The organism is Aeromicrobium sp. P5_D10, from assembly GCF_054049535.1.
On the sequence record NZ_JBFUME010000004.1, the window covers coordinates 85505 to 105366 of the forward strand.

General features: G+C 67.3%; 18 protein-coding genes. 5 read left to right on the forward strand and 13 right to left on the reverse strand.

All coding sequences use genetic code 11. The features are described 5' to 3' along the window. Positions 1–26: 26 nt before the first annotated feature. From ACXJKC_RS08250 to ACXJKC_RS08260, 3 genes are all read right to left on the reverse strand, one after another. A complete protein-coding gene (locus ACXJKC_RS08250; RefSeq protein WP_456696221.1) occupies positions 27–539 on the reverse strand; it encodes a hypothetical protein in 513 nt (170 codons plus the stop codon). 662 nt (positions 540–1201) lie between these two features. Beyond that, positions 1202–2872 (reverse strand): sensor histidine kinase, encoded by a 1671-nt coding sequence (locus ACXJKC_RS08255; RefSeq protein WP_456696222.1) that lies wholly within the window; start codon positions 2870–2872, stop codon positions 1202–1204. Continuing rightward, on the reverse strand, positions 2869–3546 hold the full coding sequence (locus tag ACXJKC_RS08260) for a response regulator transcription factor (protein ID WP_456696223.1): 678 nt from the start codon (positions 3544–3546) through the stop codon (positions 2869–2871). The genes ACXJKC_RS08255 and ACXJKC_RS08260 overlap by 4 nt, the downstream gene beginning before the upstream one ends. Before the next feature lie 79 nt (positions 3547–3625). Between ACXJKC_RS08260 and ACXJKC_RS08265 the strand changes: the two genes are divergently transcribed. Genes ACXJKC_RS08265 through ACXJKC_RS08280 form a run of 4 tightly spaced genes read left to right on the forward strand, consistent with a single transcriptional unit; the run spans position 3626 to position 7153 of the window. After that, complete coding sequence (locus ACXJKC_RS08265) at positions 3626–4246, forward strand: hypothetical protein (RefSeq protein ID WP_456696224.1); 621 nt, start codon at positions 3626–3628, stop codon at positions 4244–4246. Further along, complete coding sequence (locus tag ACXJKC_RS08270) at positions 4243–5331, forward strand: peptidoglycan-binding protein (protein WP_456696225.1); 1089 nt, start codon at positions 4243–4245, stop codon at positions 5329–5331. The genes ACXJKC_RS08265 and ACXJKC_RS08270 overlap by 4 nt, the downstream gene beginning before the upstream one ends. Next, positions 5328–5987, forward strand: a complete 660-nt coding sequence (locus ACXJKC_RS08275; protein ID WP_456696226.1) for an ABC transporter ATP-binding protein — start codon at positions 5328–5330, stop codon at positions 5985–5987. Before ACXJKC_RS08270 ends, ACXJKC_RS08275 begins: the two co-directional genes overlap by 4 nt. Then, a complete protein-coding gene (locus ACXJKC_RS08280) occupies positions 5984–7153 on the forward strand; it encodes an ABC transporter permease (RefSeq protein WP_456696227.1) in 1170 nt (389 codons plus the stop codon). Before ACXJKC_RS08275 ends, ACXJKC_RS08280 begins: the two co-directional genes overlap by 4 nt. A gap of 17 nt (positions 7154–7170) precedes the next feature. On the opposite strand, the gene dmpG is transcribed toward ACXJKC_RS08280, so the two are convergent. Genes dmpG through ACXJKC_RS08300 form a run of 4 tightly spaced genes read right to left on the reverse strand, consistent with a single transcriptional unit; the run spans position 7171 to position 12069 of the window. Continuing rightward, a complete protein-coding gene (gene dmpG / locus ACXJKC_RS08285; RefSeq protein WP_456696228.1) occupies positions 7171–8190 on the reverse strand; it encodes a 4-hydroxy-2-oxovalerate aldolase in 1020 nt (339 codons plus the stop codon). After that, on the reverse strand, positions 8187–9140 hold the full coding sequence (locus ACXJKC_RS08290; protein WP_456696229.1) for an acetaldehyde dehydrogenase (acetylating): 954 nt from the start codon (positions 9138–9140) through the stop codon (positions 8187–8189). Before ACXJKC_RS08290 ends, dmpG begins: the two co-directional genes overlap by 4 nt. Before the next feature lie 44 nt (positions 9141–9184). Beyond that, the gene (locus ACXJKC_RS08295; RefSeq protein ID WP_456696230.1) at positions 9185–10261 is read right to left on the reverse strand and encodes a fumarylacetoacetate hydrolase family protein; all 1077 of its coding nucleotides are present in this window, start codon (positions 10259–10261) and stop codon (positions 9185–9187) included. Then, the gene (locus tag ACXJKC_RS08300; RefSeq protein ID WP_456696231.1) at positions 10258–12069 is read right to left on the reverse strand and encodes a CocE/NonD family hydrolase; all 1812 of its coding nucleotides are present in this window, start codon (positions 12067–12069) and stop codon (positions 10258–10260) included. Before ACXJKC_RS08300 ends, ACXJKC_RS08295 begins: the two co-directional genes overlap by 4 nt. Positions 12070–12274: 205 nt before the next feature. On the opposite strand from ACXJKC_RS08300, the gene ACXJKC_RS08305 reads away from it, so the two are divergent. Continuing rightward, positions 12275–13171, forward strand: a complete 897-nt coding sequence (locus ACXJKC_RS08305; protein ID WP_456696232.1) for a sugar phosphate isomerase/epimerase family protein — start codon at positions 12275–12277, stop codon at positions 13169–13171. A 10-nt stretch (positions 13172–13181) separates the two neighbouring features. Here ACXJKC_RS08305 and ACXJKC_RS08310 read toward each other — a convergent pair whose 3' ends face one another. The 6 genes from ACXJKC_RS08310 to ACXJKC_RS08335 form a co-directional block, all read right to left on the reverse strand. After that, a complete protein-coding gene (locus ACXJKC_RS08310) occupies positions 13182–13790 on the reverse strand; it encodes a TetR/AcrR family transcriptional regulator C-terminal ligand-binding domain-containing protein (RefSeq protein ID WP_456696233.1) in 609 nt (202 codons plus the stop codon). Between the two features lie 132 nt (positions 13791–13922). Further along, positions 13923–14813, reverse strand: coding sequence for an SDR family NAD(P)-dependent oxidoreductase (locus ACXJKC_RS08315; protein ID WP_456696234.1), 891 nt, complete (start codon positions 14811–14813; stop codon positions 13923–13925). A 136-nt stretch (positions 14814–14949) separates the two neighbouring features. Next, positions 14950–16140 (reverse strand): sugar ABC transporter substrate-binding protein, encoded by a 1191-nt coding sequence (locus ACXJKC_RS08320; RefSeq protein ID WP_456696235.1) that lies wholly within the window; start codon positions 16138–16140, stop codon positions 14950–14952. Between the two features lie 26 nt (positions 16141–16166). After that, positions 16167–17294, reverse strand: a complete 1128-nt coding sequence (locus ACXJKC_RS08325; protein WP_456696236.1) for an ABC transporter permease — start codon at positions 17292–17294, stop codon at positions 16167–16169. Then, a complete protein-coding gene (locus ACXJKC_RS08330; RefSeq protein ID WP_456696237.1) occupies positions 17291–18829 on the reverse strand; it encodes a sugar ABC transporter ATP-binding protein in 1539 nt (512 codons plus the stop codon). The genes ACXJKC_RS08325 and ACXJKC_RS08330 overlap by 4 nt, the downstream gene beginning before the upstream one ends. Further along, positions 18826–19800, reverse strand: a complete 975-nt coding sequence (locus ACXJKC_RS08335) for a cyclase family protein (RefSeq protein ID WP_456696238.1) — start codon at positions 19798–19800, stop codon at positions 18826–18828. The genes ACXJKC_RS08330 and ACXJKC_RS08335 overlap by 4 nt, the downstream gene beginning before the upstream one ends. Between the last annotated feature and the right edge of the window lie 62 nt (positions 19801–19862).

Below are 19862 nucleotides of genomic sequence, written 5' to 3' on the forward strand. Positions count from 1 at the left end.
CTCTTGACCACGACAATCCGTGCGAGTTAGAGACCTGCCAATATCTTCACGTACTTTGCGAGCCATCGAAACGGATTGCTAATAGCTGGATCCAGCTTCTCCATCGCCTCCTCCACACGGTGCAACTGCCCACCGAACAGGCCGGCCTGGAGCGGCCTCCACCGTTCACCTTGCGCTTCAAGGTCCGACATGAATTCCTCAAGCGCGTTTCTGCGGCGACGGGAAGCACGCCAAGCGGCCCGCCCGACCCAGTGCGACCGAACCCACACTTCCCCCGACTCGGTACTGTCAGCGCGCACGCTCGTCGCGTCTTGCGCTAGAAGAGACAAGAAGATCTCCGCACGGTCAAACTCGTCATTGAAAGTGTCGGCGTCCGGCAACTGATCTTGAAACATCGGCTTAATAATCTCGTAGATCCACTCCGACGCGGGCGTGTAGAGTCTGCTGACCTGATTGGCCGACACCTTCTTGACCATCTCCTCAGCTGACCTGTCCCGGGTTTCCCGGACACCAATGTTGGAGCGAGAAATGAACAGCATTGCTACACCTATGGACTCGCACAGGTCACGGAGCAATTCGAGAACGACTGCCTGTGCGGACACGTTCAGTGCCGAGGTGCTCTCGTCAAATGGCAGCACGCCCGGCCGGGTTGCCAATGCTCGTGCCAGCGAAACGCGCTGCTTCTCGTCACCCGATAACTCGCCTGGCTACAGACGGCAGCACTAGCCGGGAGCCTCGCGGACCTTAACAACCTATCGACCTCGGCCCTCGCCTGAGTTGCCCTCATGCGTTGCAGCAGCCTGCGGACCACAACCACGTCCGCGCCCCGACAGGCCTCGCTCAGCGGGCCGCGCTTCACGCCGTTCTAGCGTTCTCGTGAGCGTCGCGCGGCCGCGTCCTGTCGATAGAGACTGCAGGGAACCGCAGAAACGACGGAAGAAGACGATGAGTCCCACCTCTGACACGACTTTGGCAGCCGCCGACCGGCTTGAGCGTGCACTACAGACCCACACTCCCGCTCCCTTAGATTCCAGCAGTCGTCGCAACCCGTGCGGCTATGAGACGTCCCGACAGCTCGCCAGGTTCTCCGCCGCATCTGCGAGTCGAGGGGCTGTTCGCCTACGCCCTCGACCATCCTGACAATTCGGTCGACAGAGTCCACACACGACTGTCGGCTGCTGGTTGGCGATCTCTGACAAGGTCAGCCCCCGCTTCTTTCCGACATACGCACTGTGACGGTCGTCCCCTCCCCCACGACGGAGGCGATCGTCACACTGCCACCATGTGCGTCGACGATCTGCTTGACGATCGCCAGACCGAGGCCCGTGCCGCCCGTCGCGCGGGTGCGCGACGGATCGACCCGTCGGAACCGGTCGAAGACGTGCGGCAGGTCGTCGGCAGGGATGCCCTCCCCCGTGTCGGTCACCGTGATCGTGCCGGGCCCGCCGGACAGCACGACCGAGCCGTCGCCCGGCGTATGACGCAGCGCGTTGGCCAGCAGGTTGAGCACGACCTGGCGCAACCGAACAGGATCGGCCACGATCGTCACGTCGGGCGCGCAGACCACCGATAGTCGAGGTGACGCGAACGAGGCGGCGACCTGTGCCAGCAGCTCGGCGAGGTCGATGAGTACCGGCGACAGCCTCAGCTCGCCTGCCTCGGCGAGCGCGAGATCGTGCAGGTCATCAGTGAGCCGCTGCAGGTGCAGCGTCTCCTCGTGGAGGGAGTCGACGAGCTGACGGTCGAGCGTCGCGAGCCCGTCCTGGGCCGCCTCCAGCCATCCGCGGACGTTGGCGATGGGCGTGCGCAGCTCGTGGGAGACGTCGGAGACCAGCCGGCGCCGCGCATTTTCGGACTGCTCACGACGAGCGGCCATGGTGTTAAAGGCACGCGCGAGCTCGCCGACCTCGTCAGTTCGGCGATCAGCGGGCACCCGCGCGCTCAGGTCACCGTCGCCGGCACGGCGCGCGGCTGTCGCCATGCCACGCAGCGGCCGGACGACGTGACCAGCGAGCAGGGCCGACAGTGCCAGCGTCACCACCAGCACGAGCGCGGCCAGCAGCGCGATGCGCAGTCGAGCGTCGCCCGACAGGTCCCACAGCACCGATGGCGCGGTGTTGGCCGTTCCGGTCATGAGCAGGGCCGGGGGTGCCACCGACGTCGACAGCACTTCGCGCAGAGACGAGTCGACGCAGCGCGAGGCCGTGTCGTGGGACGTGCGGTAGGGCACCAGCGCCGTGAAGTCGTCGGTGAGTGCCAGCAACGGTTCGAGGCCGGCTGCGGCCAGGCACCTGTCAGCGCCGTCCACGACGGCCATCCACTCGGTTCGACTGTCCTGGAGCTGGCGCGCCGCGCGAGGGTCGACCGCGCTGCGGGCAGCGACCTCGTAGCGCGCGCACTCGCCCTCCACGTCGGGGTCGGTGCACCGGCTGTCACCCCGGGCGGGGACGCTGCGCGGCTCAGACGTGGCGGTCGGCGCAGAGCTCGCGTTCGACAACAGGGCCACGTCGACGTCCAAGGGGTCGATCACCGCTCGCGCCGACGACGGCGGGAGCGCACGGGCCGGGGCTCCCGCCGACCGCACCCGCACGCGGCCGGACCGGTCGGTCACGGTCACTGGCTGGCCGGACTTGGCGGCCAGGCGGTCGACGAGCCTCTGCGCCCCGTCCCACGACGCGTGGGTGGCCGCATAGCCCATCAGCGCATCGTAGGTCGCGGCCTCGGCCTCGAGCGATTGCTGCTGCTGCTCCTGAACGGCGACGGTCGTCGAGCGAGCCGTCGCCCAGGTCGCCGCCACGACGGCGACCAGTGCCGTGATCGCACCGAGCAGGAACAGCCGCACGAACAGCGAGCGGTGCAGCGGGACCTTCACAGGACCGACATCGAGTAGCCCACGCCGTACGCAGTACGGATCAGCTCTGGGTCGAGCTTCTTGCGCAGGTTGGCGACGTGCACGTCGACTGTCCGTCTCGACACGTAGGCGTCGAGCCCGTGGACGGCCCGCAACAGCTGGTCGCGGGTGAACACGCGCTCGGCCTCGCCGGCCAGTGTCTCGAGCATCGCGAACTCGCCAGGGGTGCACTCGACGTCCACCCCACGGAAGACGATCGACCGCGTGGCCGGTGTGATGGTCAGGGCCCCCACCGTGAGCGGACGCGACGCCGTGGTCGGCGACACCCGCGAACGCCGAAGGAGCGCCCTGGACCGGGCCATCAGCTCGCGTGGCGAGTACGGCTTGGTGAGGTAGTCGTCCGCGCCGAGGTCGAGCCCCGTCAACAGGTCGTCCTCGCCGCGACGCGCCGTGAGCACGAGGATCGGTAGGTCCGCGAAGGCCGGAGACCCACGCAGGATCCGGCAGACGTCCAGGCCGTCGAGCCGCGGCATCATGACGTCGAGCACCAGCAGGTCGGGCGTGTGCCTGCGCACCTCGTCGACGGCGGCACGTCCGTCGCCGACGACCGTGACGACGTGCCCCTCGGCGACCGCGTACCGCCGGATCAGCTCGGCCTGCTTGGGATCGTCTTCGGCAACCAGGATCCTCGACACTCACCCAGTCTAGGTTCGCTGACCAGCATCGAACACTGTCCTGACAGGTTCCTGACAGTTGCCAGGCAGCCTCGTGTCCATGAAACCTCTCCACCTGTGTGCGGCCCTCGCCGCGACCGCCCTGCTGACCGCGTGCTCATCGGGATCCGACGGCCCCCGAGTCGCCGAAGTCCCTGACCCGACCGCCTCCTCGCAGGCCCCGAACCGGCCTGCCGCATCCGGCGGCGTGGCCGACGAGTCCGGCCCGACAGCGGGACGCCCCCGGTTCCGGCTCGACGACACCGACGAGCGCCGCACGACGATCCAGGTTGCCTACAATCAGTGCCTGATCGACAACGGGGCCCCCGAGATCAAGCCAGGCGAAGGCGGGGGCGGCGCCGGAAGCGGTGCCGTGGCAGCCTCTGGCGAGGGCACGGACGGCGAACCCGTCGGCCCACTCGTCGGCGACCCCGTGCCCGCCGCGGCGAGCGCAGCCTGCCTGTCGAAGCTGCCCGTCATGCCCGTCGAGCTGGAGGCCCGCAGCAACCCCCGCTTCCACGACCAGTCGCTGGCCTACGTCGACTGCCTCGAGGAGGGCGGCCTGCACGTCACGCTGCTCAACGACGAGAACCTCGACTGGACGTACAAGAGTGGTCACTCCGTCCCCGAGGACAGCGTCCGACTCGAGAAGGACTGCCTTCTCACTGCGTTCCAGCGATGAACAGACGCGTGTGGCTCGCCACCCTGGTCGCCGCGGTGACCATCGTCGGCGGGACGGCCTGGGCGGTCGCCGATCGGGGACCCGAGGGTGCGAAGAAGCGCACCGCCGCGCGCCCCACCGTCACGGTCGAGAGGGGGACGATCCGCCAGGAGCAACGGCTGACAGGCCAAGTCGGCCACAGCGTCCCGCGCACCATCACCGGATCGGGCGACGGCATCATCACGTGGCTGCCATCGCCTGGTGACACCGTCGCGCGCGGTGAGCAGCTGTACCGGGTGGACGATCAGCCCGTCGCGTTGTTCCACGGGAGCCTGCCGCTCTACCGTGAGCTGGCTCCCCCGCAGGCACCGCCGAAGTCGTCCGACAAGAAGGGCCAGGACGGCCAAGGAGACGGGGGCGACCAACCCCCGGTGGGCCCGCTGCGCGGCAACGACGTCGATCTGGTGGCCGCCAACCTGGCCGCCCTGGGCTACTACAACGGCCCGACGGACGGTGCCGTCTACGCGGGCGCGCTGGTCACTGCCGTCCAGCGCTGGCAGGCCGATCACGACGGCGTGCGCACCGGCGTGCTCGGACCGGACACCGTCGCGGTCAGCCGCGGCACGCTGCGGATCGCAGGCGTGACGGCGACAGTCGGCAGCCCTGCGGCTGCAGACGTGCTGAGCGTGACGAGCACACGCAGCGTCGTGACGCTCGACGTGCCCCAAGGCGTCGAGGTCGCCGTGGGACGACGCGTCGAGGTGACACTGGCCGACGGCACGACGGTGCAGACACGCGTGACGGCCGTGGGATTGCCGGTCCAGGATCCTCAGTCGGGGGCACCGGCCGCCGTGCCGATCACGGTGCGGGCCGCCCGGAAAGCCGACCTGGGCCCTGCGGCCCCCGTCACCGGCGTGCTCGTGATCGCCGCCCGCCGCGACGTCCTACACGTCCCGGTCGGGGCATTGTTGGCGCTCGCCGGCGGCGGATACGGCCTCGAACGCCCCGACGGGGAGCTGGTCCGAGTGACCCTGGGTCTCGTCGCAGACGGCGACGTCGAGGTGACCGGCATCGAGCAGGGCGCCAAGGTCGTGGTCGCGCGATGAGCGTGCTGCTGCTCGAGGGCGTGGGCAAGGAGTACCCCGGCGGTGTCCACGCCCTGCGCGACGTCGACCTGCGCATCGAGGCCGGCGACGACCTGGCCATCGTAGGACCGTCCGGCTCCGGCAAGTCGACGCTGCTGCACCTGATGGGCACGCTCGATCGCCCGACCACCGGCACGGTTCACGTCGCGGGCCACGAGACGACATCGATGGCCGACGCCGACGTCAGCCGGCTGCGCGCCCACGACCTCGGATTCGTCTTCCAGCAGGCGCATCTCGATGACCGCCTGACCGCCCTCGAGAACGTCGCGACAGGCCTGGTCTACACCGGCACGCCCCGGCGAGAACGGCGTCCAGTGGCCGCAGAGGCTCTGGCCCGCGTGGGCCTCGCAGCACGGGCCGGCCACCGTCCCCAGGAGCTCTCCGGCGGGGAGCGGCAGCGCGTCGGCATCGCCCGCGCGGTCGTGAACCGGCCATCGCTACTGTTGGCCGACGAGCCGACGGGAGCGCTCGACCAGCAGACCGGCCGCTCCGTGCTCGAGCTGTTCAGCGAGCTGAACGCCGGCGGCACCACGATCGCGCTGATCACCCACGATCCCGCGATCGCCGCGATCTTCTCACGGTGCATCGAGATCCGCGACGGGCGGCTGAGCGCATGAGCCGCCTCATCGACACCGTCGCCCTGGGCTGGCTCGGGGTCACCCGGCGACCCGGCCGCACGGTGATGAGCGCGACCGGTATCGCGCTCGGTATCGCGACGCTCGCGCTCGTGACCGGCATCCCAGCCAGCGGACAAGCCGACCTCGACCGCCGGCTGACGGCGCTCGGCACCGACGTGCTGGTCGCCCAGGCCTCATCGGCCACCGACGACCCTCCCGAGCTGCCGGTCGACGCGGCCGCCATGGTGCGGCGGATCGGACCGGTCAAGACCGCCTCGGCGGTCGCAAACCTGGGCGCACGGGTGTTGCGCACTGACCTGGCCGAGCCCAACCAGACCGTAGGGATCGTGGCCCTGGCCGCCACCCCCGACCTCGTCGACGTCGTGCGCGGCAAGGTCAGCTCGGGGACGTTCCTGTCACCCGCGGGGCTCCCGACGGTGGTGCTGGGCCGAAGCGCCGCCGACTGGCTCGGTATCAAGCGCGTCGACCCCACACGTCCCGTGCGAGTCCTGGCGGGCTCCACCTGGCTCACTGTCGTCGGTGTTCTCGCCCCCGTGCCGCTGGCACCCGAGCTCGACCAGGCGGCGCTCGTCGACTGGTCAACGGCGAAGGCGGCCCTCGGCCTCGACGGGCACCCGACCGTCGTCTACCTGCGCGCGGAGGAGTCGCAGGTCGAAGCCGTCGCCCGCGTGCTGCCGGCGACCCTCGAGCCCGAGCTGGCCGGCATGATCAGCGTCTCGCGCCCCTCGGACGTGCTGGCGGCCAAGCGAGCCACGCAAGGGACGTTTTCGGCGCTGTTCCTCGGCCTGGCCGTCGTCGCTCTGGTGGTCGGTGGCATCGGCGTCGCCAACACGATGATCGTCAGCGTCCTGGAGCGTCGCCGCGAGATCGGCATGCGGCAGGCGCTGGGTGCCACCCGACTCGACATCCGGCTCCAGTTCGTCACCGAGGCGATCGCCCTGTCCACCCTCGGCGGAGCAGTCGGCCTGCTGCTGGGGTGTCTCGGTACGGCCGGGTTCGCCGTCCTGCACGGCTGGCCCCCGATCATCCCCCTGCCCGCAATGGCCGGAGGCTTCACGGGGGCGATGGCGATCGGCACCCTAGCGGGCCTCTACCCAGCCATGCTGGCCGCCCGGATGTCTCCTACCGAGGCGCTGCGGACGTGAGCCCCGCTCGCCAGCAGCTAACCTGCGGAAGCTTCCGATCCCGACAAGTCGAGCGCGATGTCAACGATCATGTCCTCCTGGCCGCCCACGAGCTTGCGGCGTCCCGCCTCCATCAGGATGGAGCGGACGTCGATGTCATAGCGCGCGCTGGCGGCCTCCGCGTGCCGCAGGAAGCTGGAGTAGACGCCCGCATATCCCAGGGTCAGCGTCTCGCGGTCGACCCGGACTGGCCGGTCCTGCAGCGGCCGGACAATGTCGTCGGCGGCGTCCTGCAGCGCGAAGATGTCACAGCCGTGATCCCAGCCCGTGATGTCGGCGACGGCGATGAACGCCTCGATGGGGCAGTTGCCCGCCCCTGCGCCGTGACCGGCCAGCGACGCGTCAACGCGTACGGCACCGTTCTCGACCGCCACGACCGAGTTGGCCACCGACAACGACAGGTTCTCGTGGGCATGGATGCCGATCTCGGTCCCCTCGTCGAGCACGTCCCGGTACGCGCGCACGCGGTCCCGCACGCCGTCCATCGTCAGCCGACCGCCCGAGTCCGTGACGTAGACGCAGTGCGCCCCGTAGCTCTCCATCATTTTCGCCTGCTCGGCCAGCTGCGCCGGCTCGGCCATGTGGCTCATCATCAGGAAGCCCGAGACGTCCATGCCGATCTCGCGGGCGGTCGAGATGTGTTGCGCCGACACGTCGGCCTCGGTGCAGTGGGTCGCTACGCGAACGGAGCGCACCCCCAGCGCATAGGCGCGCTTGAGCTCGTCGATCGTTCCGACACCCGGCAGCAGCAGGGTCGTCAGGCGGGCGTTGGTGATGTTGGCAGCGGCGGCCTCGATCCACTCCCAGTCGCTGTGGGACCCAGGCCCGTAGTTGACCGAGCCGCCGGTGAGCCCGTCGCCGTGAGCGACCTCGATCGCGTCGACGCCCGCACGGTCGAGGGCCGCGACGATCGTGCCAACCCGCTCGGGCGTGATCCGGTGACGGATCGCGTGCATGCCGTCGCGCAGCGTCACGTCCTGGATGAAGAGGCGGGTCATGAGAGGTTCTCCTTGTGCTGGGCCATGCGCTCGGCGACCTGGAGGCCAGCCGACGTCATGATGTCGAGGTTGCCGGCGTAGGCGGGTAGGTAGTGGGCGGCGCCCTCGACCTCCAGGAACACCGTGACGCGGTGGGTCGGCCGGCTCGACGAACCCTCCGCGAGGAGGGTGTGCACAGGTTGGTCGCCGTCGAGCGCGTCGATCTGCACGTTCTGCTTGAGGCGATAGCCCGGTACGTACGAAGCCACGTCGCCGATCATCTTGACGATCGACTCGCGGATCTGATCATGCACCGATGGGTCGCTGGCGTCGATGAGGCAGAACACTGTGTCGCGCATGATCAGCGGGGGCTCGGCCGGGTTGAGGATGATGATGGCCTTGCCCCGCTCGGCTCCGCCGACCTGCTCGATCGCGTGCGACGTCGTCTCGGTGAACTCGTCGATGTTTGCGCGGGTGCCGGGGCCGGCCGAGCGTGATGAGATCGAGGCGACGATCTCGGCGTAGGCGACGTTCGTGATCCGGGAGACCGCCGCGACGATCGGGATCGTCGCCTGACCGCCGCAGGTCACCATGTTGACGTTCTGGGCCGCGAGGTTCTCCTCGAGGTTGACCGCGGGCACGACGAACGGGCCGATGGCCGCCGGGGTCAGGTCGATCAGCCGCTTGCCGAGGGGTGCGAGCTTCGCGGCGTTGGCGACGTGCGCCTTGGCGGAGGTCGCATCGAACACGATCTCGATGTCGTCGAACCCGGGCAGGGCCATCAGGCCCTCGACGCCCTCGTGCGTGACCGCGACACCCAGGCCAGCCGCACGGGCCAGCCCGTCGGAGTCCGGATCGATGCCGACCATCGCCGCCATCTCGAGGTGTTTGGCGTTCTGCAGCACTTTGATCATCAGGTCTGTGCCGATGTTGCCCGATCCGATGATCGCGACTTTCGTTGTGTGACTCATGCTCATGTCCCTCTCGGTGGACCTGGTGATGTGATCTGTTGGCGTCACGCGGAGAACTGCGCCGTGACGGCGCCGATCTCGGTGAACTCTGCACGTACCGACTCCCCTGCCTTGACCGGCAGGGATGCATGCAGTGCACCGGCAAGGACGAGGTCTCCCGGGCGAAGGGATCCGCCCAGCTCACCGAGCTTGTTCGCGAGCCATACGACGCCGCGGATCGGGTTGCCGAGCACCGCCGAGCCGACTCCAGTCGCGACGGGCTCGCCGTCGACCGAAAGGACCAGCTCGATCTGTGCTAGGTCGAGGCCCTCGAGCGGCGTCACATCTGCACCGCGAACGACGCGTGCGCAGGAGGCGTTGTCCGCGACCGTGTCGGGCAGCTTGATCCTCCAGTCGGTGATCCGGCTGTCGATCACCTCGATCACCGGCAGAGCACCCGACACCGCCGAGAGTGCTTGCGCCTCGGTCACCCCTGGGCCGCGGAGCTCGTGCTTCATCACGAAGGCGATCTCGGCCTCGACGCGGGGCTGGATCATCACAGAGACCGACATCGGTTCCTGGTTCCCGACGATCATGTCGGCGAACAGCACGCCGTAGTCCGGTTCGTCGACACCGAGCTGCTCCTGCATGACGACGGCCGTCAGTCCGACCTTCTGGCCCACGACCTCTGCGCCATCGCTGATCTTCCGCGCCACGTTGATCTGTTGGATGCGGTAGGCGTCACCGGCGCTCAGCCCCGGCTCCTGCTCCGTCAGCGGGTCAATGGGCACCCGGCTTCGCTCGGCGTCTCGCAGCATCTCGGCGAAGCGCTCGAGATCGTGTCCCTCGTGATCGGGAACGCTCATCGTCTTGAGGTCCCCTAACACTGCCATGGCCTGGTGGCGAAGCGCCCGATGCCGCTCGTCGACGAAGAACTCGTCGCGCCCCTCCCTGTCGTCGAAGCTCAGGATCGCCGTGTGGGTGAACGGTGCCGACGTCTCGGGAAACTCCCGATTCTCGCTGACCACGACACGGCGGACCGACGGGATGTCGCAGAAGTGTCGAATCCCGTCGAGAACGTCATCGCGTTCTGCTGGCTCGGTGGCGGGCGTGAACCAGAACATCATCACGTGGTTGATCACTGCTCGATCCCTTCGATGGTCGTTGGGCCGCTCGAGGCATTCACGTCGGGGATGATCGGCACCAGGAGCCTGGATGGGTGCTGCGGTCCGGTCAGCACGGTGATCTGCGCCTGCGCGAGCCGGTCCGAGGGCCGGTCGACCGGGTCGGCGTGGGTGAACGGACCCACACCGGTCGACTCGAAGGGCATCATCCCCTCCGGCGCGTCGCGTCGGCCGTGGTCGAAGTCGCGGCCGAGGATCGTGAGCCCCAGCTGGTAACCCTCGGGCACCACGATCGATGTCGGCCACACCTCGATGGTCAGCTCGACCGCTTCGCCCGGAGTCAAGGGGAGCTCACGGTCATGCGGGTGATAAGGCCTGTAGGGCAGCGACCTGCGTGGGTCGAGCTCACGGTGCGACGCGCGCAACCAACCCTGCGTCAGAGCCATCAGCGGATCCACGGACCCTTCGAACAGCACCTCACTGCCTTCGGGGTCGAAGAGTCTCAGGGAGACGAACACATCCGCGTCTGTCTGGTTCGACGAGACCCAGAGGTGGCACGCCAGAGGGCCCGTGATCTCCGTCGCCTCGGCGAACGGAGCTGTCCGCAGGTCAAGCCCCGCGCCCAACGCCTCGAACGTGGCAGTCGTCTCGACAGCGGGTGCCTCGGTGCTGAGACTCAGACCGCCGGCTGCAAGGTGCAGGGAGGTCCACTCGGTGCGAGCGAGTGGCCACTCGGTCTCCTTCCGGGTGACGAACACCTCACCCGGATGCCTGATCTGCAGGTGAACGGGCGGTTCGTCCCCCCAGTCGCCCTCCCCCTTCAGGAAGAAGTCGTAAAACCGCCGCTGCAGCTCGACGCCTTCGTCGCTGTAGAACCGGGTCCAGTGATTGCCGCCGTGAATCTCAAGCCACTTGTGCGGGGACGCCGCGTTGACGAAACCTTCGACGTTTCCGCGCAGGTGCATGCCACCGCCGCCCCAGTTGCCGGCCGAGAGCAGAGGAACCTCGATGTCCTCGAACCTTGCTGAACGAGCGCGGTAGTACTGACCGACGAGCTCGTGCTCTCGCATCCCTTCCGAGAGGTCCCGACGATTGCGCTCGAGCTCGTCGTCGGTCAGCTCCTCAGCTCCAGATGCAGGCTCTCCGGTGAACTGATTGATCCAGCCTCGTGACCCCCGGCCATGCTGGATCTTGAGAGGCTGGCCCTGGTACCAGGTATGAGCGAACTCGCTGAGAATTCCGCCGTGCCGTGCCACGTCGCGATACCAGTCCGACGCGCCCTCCCATGGGCAGATGGCCGCCAGGTGAGGCGGATTGCGAGACGCCGCGGTCCACTGCACGATCGCCATGTACGAAATGCCCGTCAGCCCGATCTTGCCCGTGCTCCACGGCTGCTGAGCAGCCCACTCGACGGCGTCGTAGATGTCATCGGCCTCCGTGGCCGACATGTTGTCCATGACTCCCGGCGATCGGCCCGTACCACGTGCATCGACCCGAACGAGCGTGTAACCGAGCGGCACCCACCGTTCGGGGTCGGGCAGCTCCCAGGACATCAGCTGGCCTGACGTCCCGATCATCACTTCGGGCTGTTGCTCGAGAAGAATGCGCCATGCGGCCGGGTAGGCGAGCTGCATGGGAAGGTTCTTGCCGTACCCGCCGTAGCTGAGGAGCACGGGCGACGGGGCGTCACCGAGAGGTCTGAACACGTCGGCACGCAGGACAGCTCCATCGCGCATCGTGATCTCGACGTCCTGCTCGTGCACGAGATCGGCCACGAGATCGAGCCCACCGTGGCTTGTCGATCCCTCTTGCCTGTATTGCTCCATCACCGGTTTCTCCTCGATCAGCGAAGCATCGACACGCGCCCTTGGCGGCGCATATTAATGCGAAAGTTTTCGCCTTATCTGAAAAGAATATGGCCCAGACCACGCTCATGCAAGAGTATTCGCATTAGTATTTGGCACGCAGCCATGGCATCCGCCAGGCCGACGCGAGACACCGGACGCGACTCCAGACCGAGGGGATCAACACATGCAAGAGCTGGAAACGGATCGACGACCGCGAGGCACCGACCTCGCGAGCCGACTGGCTGTCAATCAGATGACTCTGGTGGACACACCGTTCGAGGACGACGTGGCGGTCACCCGCGCAGTAGACCTTCGCGGGCTGGGCGTCGAGGAGCAGAAGCTCGGTGAAGGCCGGGACGAGGAGCTCGCCGAAATGCTCAGCGCTGCGAACCTGCAAGCCACCTTGTGTGTGCCCGGTACGCCGAGCATCCTTCCCGTCGAGCTGTTCGGAGGCAGCACCGACCCGCAGCTGCGCATCGAGGAGATGCTCACGTCCATCGCCCGGTTCGAACGGTTCCGACCAGCACAGTTCATCACGCTCACCGGCGTGGAGAAGTCGCTTCGAGCCTCTGAGCAGCGGCAGATCGTGGTGGACGGATACCGCCGCGTCAGCGCAGCGGCAGCCGACATCGGAGCCCTGATCGGGATCGAGCCCATCCGCGCAAGCCTCGCCGCCGAGGCCTCCATCGTCTCTTCCCTGGCAGAGACTGCACTCCTCATCGAGGAGATCGACGCGCCGAACGTAGGGATCATCTTCGACGTCTGGCATCACCACGACTCGCCAACCCTCTTGGCCGACATCGAGTCCTATGCCTCCCTGTTCAGCATCGTCCAATTCGGCGACGCCCCTCGTGGCAACGACACGGGAATGAACCGAGCCATTCCCGGGGAGGGCGCGATCCGGTTCGATCGGATCCTCGGAGCACTCGACCACGCCGGCTACCTCGGGTGGTTCGACATCGAGCTGCTCACCGACCCTTCGGCTGCCGGCGCCCTACCGAGCGATCTCTCCGCTCACGAGATCCTGACTCGGGCGACACGCGGAATCAAGGACGCCTGGGAGACTCGCCCGCGACGATAGCTCCGTCGAGTCAGGAATTGCCGATACGCAGCGCGTCGTCGACCAGCTGCTCGAGATCATCGTCCGCGGGGCGGTAGGCGAAGACCGCACGAGCGTAGATCGGTGCCAGCAGCCGATCGAGGAGCGTCCTCACGTCCGGCACCGTCTCACCGCGCTCGCGCGCGCGGTCGATGGCCATCTGCAACTGTGCGGAGCGCTCAGCAATGTAGGCCCTCGCCTGACCACGCCGTCGGACCGTATCAGCGTCGCCACCGCTGCCACTCACGTCGGCTCGGATCAGAGCTTCGAACAGGGCGAATCCGCCTGGTTGAGCCAGGCCGGTGGCTGCCGCAGCAACCCAACCGTGAAGATCACCGCTGATCGTTCCCGTGTCGGGAATGGGCAACTCTTCCACTATCTGCGACGTTGCCGCATCCAGAACGACAGTATCGACGTCCCTCCACCGACGATAGAGCGTCGCTTCGTGGATGCCGGAGGCCGTGGCGATCTCCTTCATCGTGAGACCTTCGCGACCTCGCTCTGCAATCAGCCCCAGGACGGCTCGATGCACGGCCTGTGCCGTGCGAGCGGTGCGGCCACCCGGGCGGGCCGCACCGGGTCGGGAGTTCGGTACAGCCATGACCGACACCCTATCTAACGCGACGTTGCTCGCGAATAGCGAGCCTGCCGATTCCATCCCGCTGGCTCCCCCGCTGACTAGCACCCCTCGCCGAGGGCGATCCGCCGTCTCTGGGAGCCGGTCACCGGCGGATCAACGGCGTGCCCCGGAGGTGTCCCAGTGATCGGCGACCGACAACTCCTCGCGCTTGGACTGATAGGCATCGATGTCGACCTGCGCCGGCCGCCCCACCGAACCGGATGCGATGTATCCGCCGTCGACGACCAGGTTGTGGCCGGTGACGAACGACGCGTCGTCCGAGCTCAGGTAGACGGCCGCGCTGGCGATGTCGTCAGGAGTGGCGAGCCGACTGATCAGCGACGAGCCCTCCGTCACCCGACGCTCCTCGGAGCCTTCGTCGCCGTAGAAGGCCAGCCCGTTGGGCGTGGACACGCAGCCCGGCGAGATGGTGTTGACCCGGATGTGGTCGATCGCCAGCTCGTTCGCCAACATGGTGGCAAGACGGATGACTCCGGCCTTGGCCACCGCATAGGGGCCCAGGATGGAGATATTTCCCACGTAGCCGGCACCGATGTTCATGCCACTGACGGAGCCCATGAGGATCATGCTTCCTCCGCCTCGCGCTCGCAGATGGGGAATAGCGTGCTTGGCCGTCAGGAATGGCACAGTCATCGTCTGCTCGATCGTGAAGCTCCAGTCGGCCAGGCTCAGGTCCTCCACGGCTCCGATCCGCAGCTGCATCGCATTGCAGTCGACGATGTCGACACCTCCGAACTTCTCCACCGCGAACTCGAAAAGCCGGTGCACATCTTCCTCGACCGTCAGATCGACGGGATGAAGGGACTCCATCTCGCCGCCGCCGGCCCTGACGAGGCGCACCGTCTCCTCGGCTGAGACCGGATCGATGTCGCACCCGACGATCTTCGCGCCCTCGGCCGCGAACCGAAGTGCCACTTGCCGAGCGATGCCCGGTCCTGTGCCGGTGATGACAGCGACCTTGCCTTCAAGCCTTCGGACTTCCATGACTTCTCCTTGTTCTTGTCGTGACGCCTGGCGCTCCGCCTGGTCACACGACGGGTGCGAGCGGTGCGGGGATGGGGCGGGGAGCCCGGCGCCGGCATTCAGCGCCGGGCTCCCCGGTCGAGCGTGGATGGGACGACTACTTGCTACTTCCCCAGGCCTGTCGATACGCGGCCTTGAAGTCGACCCCTGCGACGTAGCTGCCACCCGCGGGCACTTCACCCTTCTCGACGACTCTCGACCCGAATCCCTGGGGCGCCTGCGGCGCTCCGTTGAGGTATCGGTTGGCCGCATCGGCGAGGGCCCACCCGACCCACTCGCTGCTGTACCCAATAAGGGCGGTGGGCAGAGGGCCTCGGTTCAGGGCTTCGACGCTTGCGGGACTGCTTCCTTCACCACCGGTGACGACGAGCTTCTTGCCCGTCGGGCTGTTCTGCAATGACTGCAGCAGACCGGTGACCATCAGCTGCGTGTCAAACGGGACCAGCAGCGCGTTCGCGTCCGGGTGCTTCAGCAACGCTGACTTGACTCCCGGGACGATGGGACCCTGAGGCGACGCGGAATCAGCCGTGCCGACCGCGACGTCCGCGACGATCTTGCAGTCCGAGCACGTGGCGATCGCGCTGCGCACGCCCTTGTCGAGCGACGGAAGCACGTCGTTGAAGTGGACGTCGATGAGCCGCACGTGTCCGTTGAGCCTGGCCTCGAGATACTGGACCTTCTGCTGCCCGTATGCCTCGTACCAGTCGGCCGCAGACGTCACGCCCTCGCGATAGATGATGTCTGCCGCGAACAGCTTCTCTCCTCCGTCGGCGTCACAGTCTGATCCGAGCATGTCGAACACAGGGATCTTGGCCGCTTTCGCGTCGACCAGCGACTGCTTGACCTGCGCACAGTCGATTCCCCCCGTGGCGATCGCGTCGGGCTTGAGGGCGATGGCCTGACGGAAAGCCGTCGAGTACCCGCCCCCGACATTGAACTTGCCGTCGACGATCTTGACGGTCCAGCCCAGAACATTCGCAGCCCCCTCGAGGCCGGTACCGGGATCCTTGCACCCGGGCGCGACCTGTCCGCACGAGACGTAGACGATCGTGACCCCCTTTTTTGGGGCCGGCCCCGTTGTCGGAGGCGTCTGCTCGGTGCCCTTCTTCACTGACTTCAAGGCATCGGACGAGGCTGCTGCCGACGCAGTCTTGCCGCCGCCGGGGTCTGACTCGCCCGATGAGGTACTTCCACCGCAGGCCGCGACGACAGCGAGCAGGGCGCAGGCGGCGACAGCGGTCAGTCGGCGTCGAGCGCGACCTCGGTGGACTTCTGGCATGGATGACATGGCGGAGCACTCCTTCAAGTGGTGATTCATCTCAGGGCGCCTTGATCCCTGAGTTGAGGCGTCTCCCGGACGGAAGACGCGGCATTTCCCGAGCTGATGGTCGAACGTGACTCGCGACGCTGTCTGACGCGTGCGAGGTAGGTCGACAACGCGACGGCGAGGATCAGCGCGCCCCCGTTGAACGTCGGCTGGACCCAGGTCTCGGCTCCGAGCAGCGAGAGGCCGCTGACCGCGGTGCCGACGAAGTAGACCCCGACCACCGTTCCCACGACGTTGTAGCGGCCGGGGCGCACCGTGGTGGCCCCCAGGAAGACCGCGGCAAAGGCGGGGAACAGGTACGAGAGAGCGGCCGTGGGATCACCTGCGCCCAGCGTCGAGGTGAGCAGAGCTCCGGCGATTCCCGCCAGGCCGCCGGACACGATGAACGCCACCCAGACGGTCAGGTCGACGTTGATTCCCACCAGGCGTGCCGCACCCTCGTTGGAGCCGATCGCCTCCAGATGCCGGCCCCACCGCACGTGCAGGAGCGCGTACCACAGCAGCAGAGCCACGACGACGACCACGGCGAACGGACGCGGGACGCCGAGGACATTCCTGCCGCTCCAGCCTCCCAGCGAGGGCGGGATCCCGGCGACGATCTGCGCCCCGTGCGTGTACAGCGTGGTGAGCCCGTTCAGCAGGATGTAGACACCGAACGAGACGACGAACGCGTTCAGCTTCATCTTCGCGACAAGGAATCCGGTGGCTGCACCGATCAGCCCACCGACCAAGATCCCAAGGAGAACTCCGATGATGATCGGGGCGCCGTGGTTTCCGATCGCTGACGCCACGGTGATGTTGCTGACGCACGCGACCGCCGCGACGGAAAGATCGAAATGGCCCGCGACCAAAGGTGGCAGCATGGCCAACGCCACAATGCCAACCACTGCGCCGCCGATCAGGATGTTGTCGATGTTGGCTCTGCTGACGAACAGCGAACCGATGCTGCTCAAGCTGAACGCCACGATCATGACGGCCAGCGCGAGGATCAGGCCGGCCCGCTCCAGCAGAAGGATCGGATTGCTGCCGAGATAGGACCGCGTGCGCGCGACCCAGGTGTACTGGCTGCGCCGATTGGTCTCGATGTGGTGGCTCATGTGTGCCTGTTCGGTCATGCGGCGGCGTTTCGCCCGCGGTGGATTTCAGTGGTCAGTCGGGCTGCCGAGACGTCGTCGCCCTCGAACTCGACGGCGATCTGGCCCGCACGGAGGACGACAGCACGGTCGACGACCTGAGCGAGCTCCTCAGGGTCCGAGGCGACCATCAGGACCGCCATCCCCTCGTCAGCGGCTCGACGGATGAGCTCATGTATCTCGGCGCGCGCGCCGACGTCGACCCCCTGGGTCGGCTCGTCCAGCAGCAGCAGCTTAGGCCTCATGCCCATCCAGCGGGCGAGAATCACCTTCTGCTGGTTTCCGCCGGACAGCGTCATGAGCGAGGCATCAGCAGAGCTCGCCTTGACCAGGAAGGAACCCATCATCCGGCGAGCCGTCTCCACGATGGCGTGGTCCCGCATGCCGACGACCGAGCGGTAGTCGTGCAGTGCGGGCATCAGGATGTTGGCAGCGATGCTCAGGTCAGCGAAAGCCGCGTCGTCGGCGCGATTCTCCGGCACGTACGCGACGCCCGCTGCCATCGCCTCCCGGCACGTCGTGAAGCGTCGCTCCACACCAAGCAGCCTCAACGTCCCACTCCGCGGTTGGTGCACGCCGAACACACCGCGCAGCAAAGAGCTGCGCCCCGAGCCCACGAGGCCTGCTATCCCCACGATCTCGCCCGCGCCGACCGTCAGCTCAATGCCCTCGAGCGGTCCGATGGCGAGGCCCTGCAGCTCCAGCACCGGTTCTTCGCCCCGCGCGATGGGCGGCCTCGGTGCCGGACGTTCGATGTCGCGGCCCACAATGAGCTGGACGAGTGACGACTCGTCCAGGTCCTGTACGGCGTACGTCCCGGCGTTGTGGCCGTCCCGAAGCACGGTGACCCGGTCTGCGATGCGGAGGATCTCGTCGATCCGATGGCTGACGTACAGAATGGACTGGCCGGCGGCCGCGAATCCCTTGAGCGTGCTCAGGAGGAGGTCCGACTCCTCGACAGGCAGCGACGCCGTAGGTTCGTCGAGAATCAGTAGACCGCGGTCGTGAGCACCGTCCTGCACGGCCCGCGCGATGGCCACAAGCGTCCGGTTCGCCTGGTTGAGGCTGCGCATTGGTGTCTGCGGCGTCGCGTCGATCCTGAAGCGCTCGATCAGCGCGGCCGCGCGGCCGTACACGTCGGGCCACGAGACGGCGCCGACCCTGTTGGCTGCGAAGCCCTCACCGATCGCGAGGTTCTCGCCGACGTTCAGGTCGAGGAACACGCCCAGGTCCTGGTGGACCGCATGCACACCGGCGGCTCGAGCATCAGCGGCGCTCCACGACTCCGATGCGGCCAACGCGCCGTCGACCTCGATCGAGCCTCCCAGCTCCGTCGTGACCACACCGCAGAGGATCTTGATCAGCGTCGACTTCCCCGAGCCGTTCCCGCCAACCAGTGCGTGGATGTCGCCGGGACGGACCTCGAGGCTGACCTCGTCGAGCGCGACGGTGCCCGGATAGCGCTTCGAAATGTTCCTGAGTCGCACCCGGGTGGGGCCCGAGTCCACCGCGCTCACCGGATCGCGATCGGGTTGAGCGGTCCGCCGACTCCTCCGGTGAACGGCAGCGGCGGCGCGACGAACAGGAACTCGTACACCCCGTCAGCAGCACAGGCGTCCGCCAGGCGCTCGAGGTCGAACATCTCACCGAACACGACGCCGGCGCTCACGAGCAGGACCACGTGCAGCGGTTGCATCACCTCGTCCGTCTCGTTGGGAAGGACCTCGACACCCCACGTGTCGGAGGCCACGGCAGCAACCTCCCGATCGACGATGACCGAGGCACAGTCAAGGCTGAGGCCGGGTGAGGCCCCGCCGGCGTAGTCGCCCCAGCCCTGCGCGCGACACATGCTCATGTGCCCCGTCCGAACGAGCAGGATGTCGCCACGTCCGATCGTCACGCCCTGCGCCTCAGCGCAGGCAAGCACGTCGTCACCGTGGATCGCTTCGCCCGGGTCGAGCCAGTCGACTCCCTTGAACCGCGGAAGGTCCAGGAGGACGCCGCGCCCGGTCAGCCGTTCACGCATCGTCTCAAGAGCACCCTTGCGAGCGCCTGCGCTCGTCACGTGCTCGAGACCGAAGCCGTTGTACATCTGATCGTTGTAGAAGATGTGGCTGAAGGCGTCCCAGTGTGTGCCCGACTGCAGGGGCATCGAGATGACGTCGTCGGCGAACCGCAGACCGGGCAAGTGATCCTGCGCTCCGAGCTCGATGTCACCACCGTCCTGCGTCATGTAGTGCATCGGGTTGAATCGCCCGAGATACCCGGTCTGCGGACCTGTCATGTCGTAATTCATTGCGCATGAGACGACCTCCCCCGTACGGACGAGGGACACCGCGTGCTTGACGGCGTCGGCATCGATGAAGTTCATTGCTCCGAGCTCGTCATCATCGCCCCACTGGCCCCAGCGGTTGTGCTTGGCGGCGAGCGCGTCCACGTCGTCGCGGCTCAGCTTCGCGCCGGTCTCGATGCGTTCTGGTGAAGTCATACGAGCAACCTATGAGAATGAATGTGATCCAGGCTTCGTGGAAATCCCCAACGTCTGCACCT

What these genes read in the sequence shown, in the direction of transcription:
- ACXJKC_RS08305 (WP_456696232.1), top strand. Translation starts at nt 12,275, where the DNA reads ATGCAAGAGCTGGAAACGGATCGACGACCGCGAGGCACCGACCTCGCG.
- ACXJKC_RS08325 (WP_456696236.1), bottom strand. Translation starts at nt 17,294, where the DNA reads ATGACCGAACAGGCACACATGAGCCACCACATCGAGACCAATCGGCGC.
- ACXJKC_RS08275 (WP_456696226.1), top strand. Translation starts at nt 5,328, where the DNA reads ATGAGCGTGCTGCTGCTCGAGGGCGTGGGCAAGGAGTACCCCGGCGGT.
- ACXJKC_RS08265 (WP_456696224.1), top strand. Translation starts at nt 3,626, where the DNA reads ATGAAACCTCTCCACCTGTGTGCGGCCCTCGCCGCGACCGCCCTGCTG.
- ACXJKC_RS08250 (WP_456696221.1), bottom strand. Translation starts at nt 539, where the DNA reads ATGCTGTTCATTTCTCGCTCCAACATTGGTGTCCGGGAAACCCGGGAC.
- dmpG (WP_456696228.1), bottom strand. Translation starts at nt 8,190, where the DNA reads ATGACCCGCCTCTTCATCCAGGACGTGACGCTGCGCGACGGCATGCAC.
- ACXJKC_RS08315 (WP_456696234.1), bottom strand. Translation starts at nt 14,813, where the DNA reads ATGGAAGTCCGAAGGCTTGAAGGCAAGGTCGCTGTCATCACCGGCACA.
- ACXJKC_RS08280 (WP_456696227.1), top strand. Translation starts at nt 5,984, where the DNA reads ATGAGCCGCCTCATCGACACCGTCGCCCTGGGCTGGCTCGGGGTCACC.
- ACXJKC_RS08335 (WP_456696238.1), bottom strand. Translation starts at nt 19,800, where the DNA reads ATGACTTCACCAGAACGCATCGAGACCGGCGCGAAGCTGAGCCGCGAC.
- ACXJKC_RS08310 (WP_456696233.1), bottom strand. Translation starts at nt 13,790, where the DNA reads ATGGCTGTACCGAACTCCCGACCCGGTGCGGCCCGCCCGGGTGGCCGC.
- ACXJKC_RS08270 (WP_456696225.1), top strand. Translation starts at nt 4,243, where the DNA reads ATGAACAGACGCGTGTGGCTCGCCACCCTGGTCGCCGCGGTGACCATC.
- ACXJKC_RS08300 (WP_456696231.1), bottom strand. Translation starts at nt 12,069, where the DNA reads ATGGAGCAATACAGGCAAGAGGGATCGACAAGCCACGGTGGGCTCGAT.
- ACXJKC_RS08290 (WP_456696229.1), bottom strand. Translation starts at nt 9,140, where the DNA reads ATGAGTCACACAACGAAAGTCGCGATCATCGGATCGGGCAACATCGGC.
- ACXJKC_RS08320 (WP_456696235.1), bottom strand. Translation starts at nt 16,140, where the DNA reads ATGTCATCCATGCCAGAAGTCCACCGAGGTCGCGCTCGACGCCGACTG.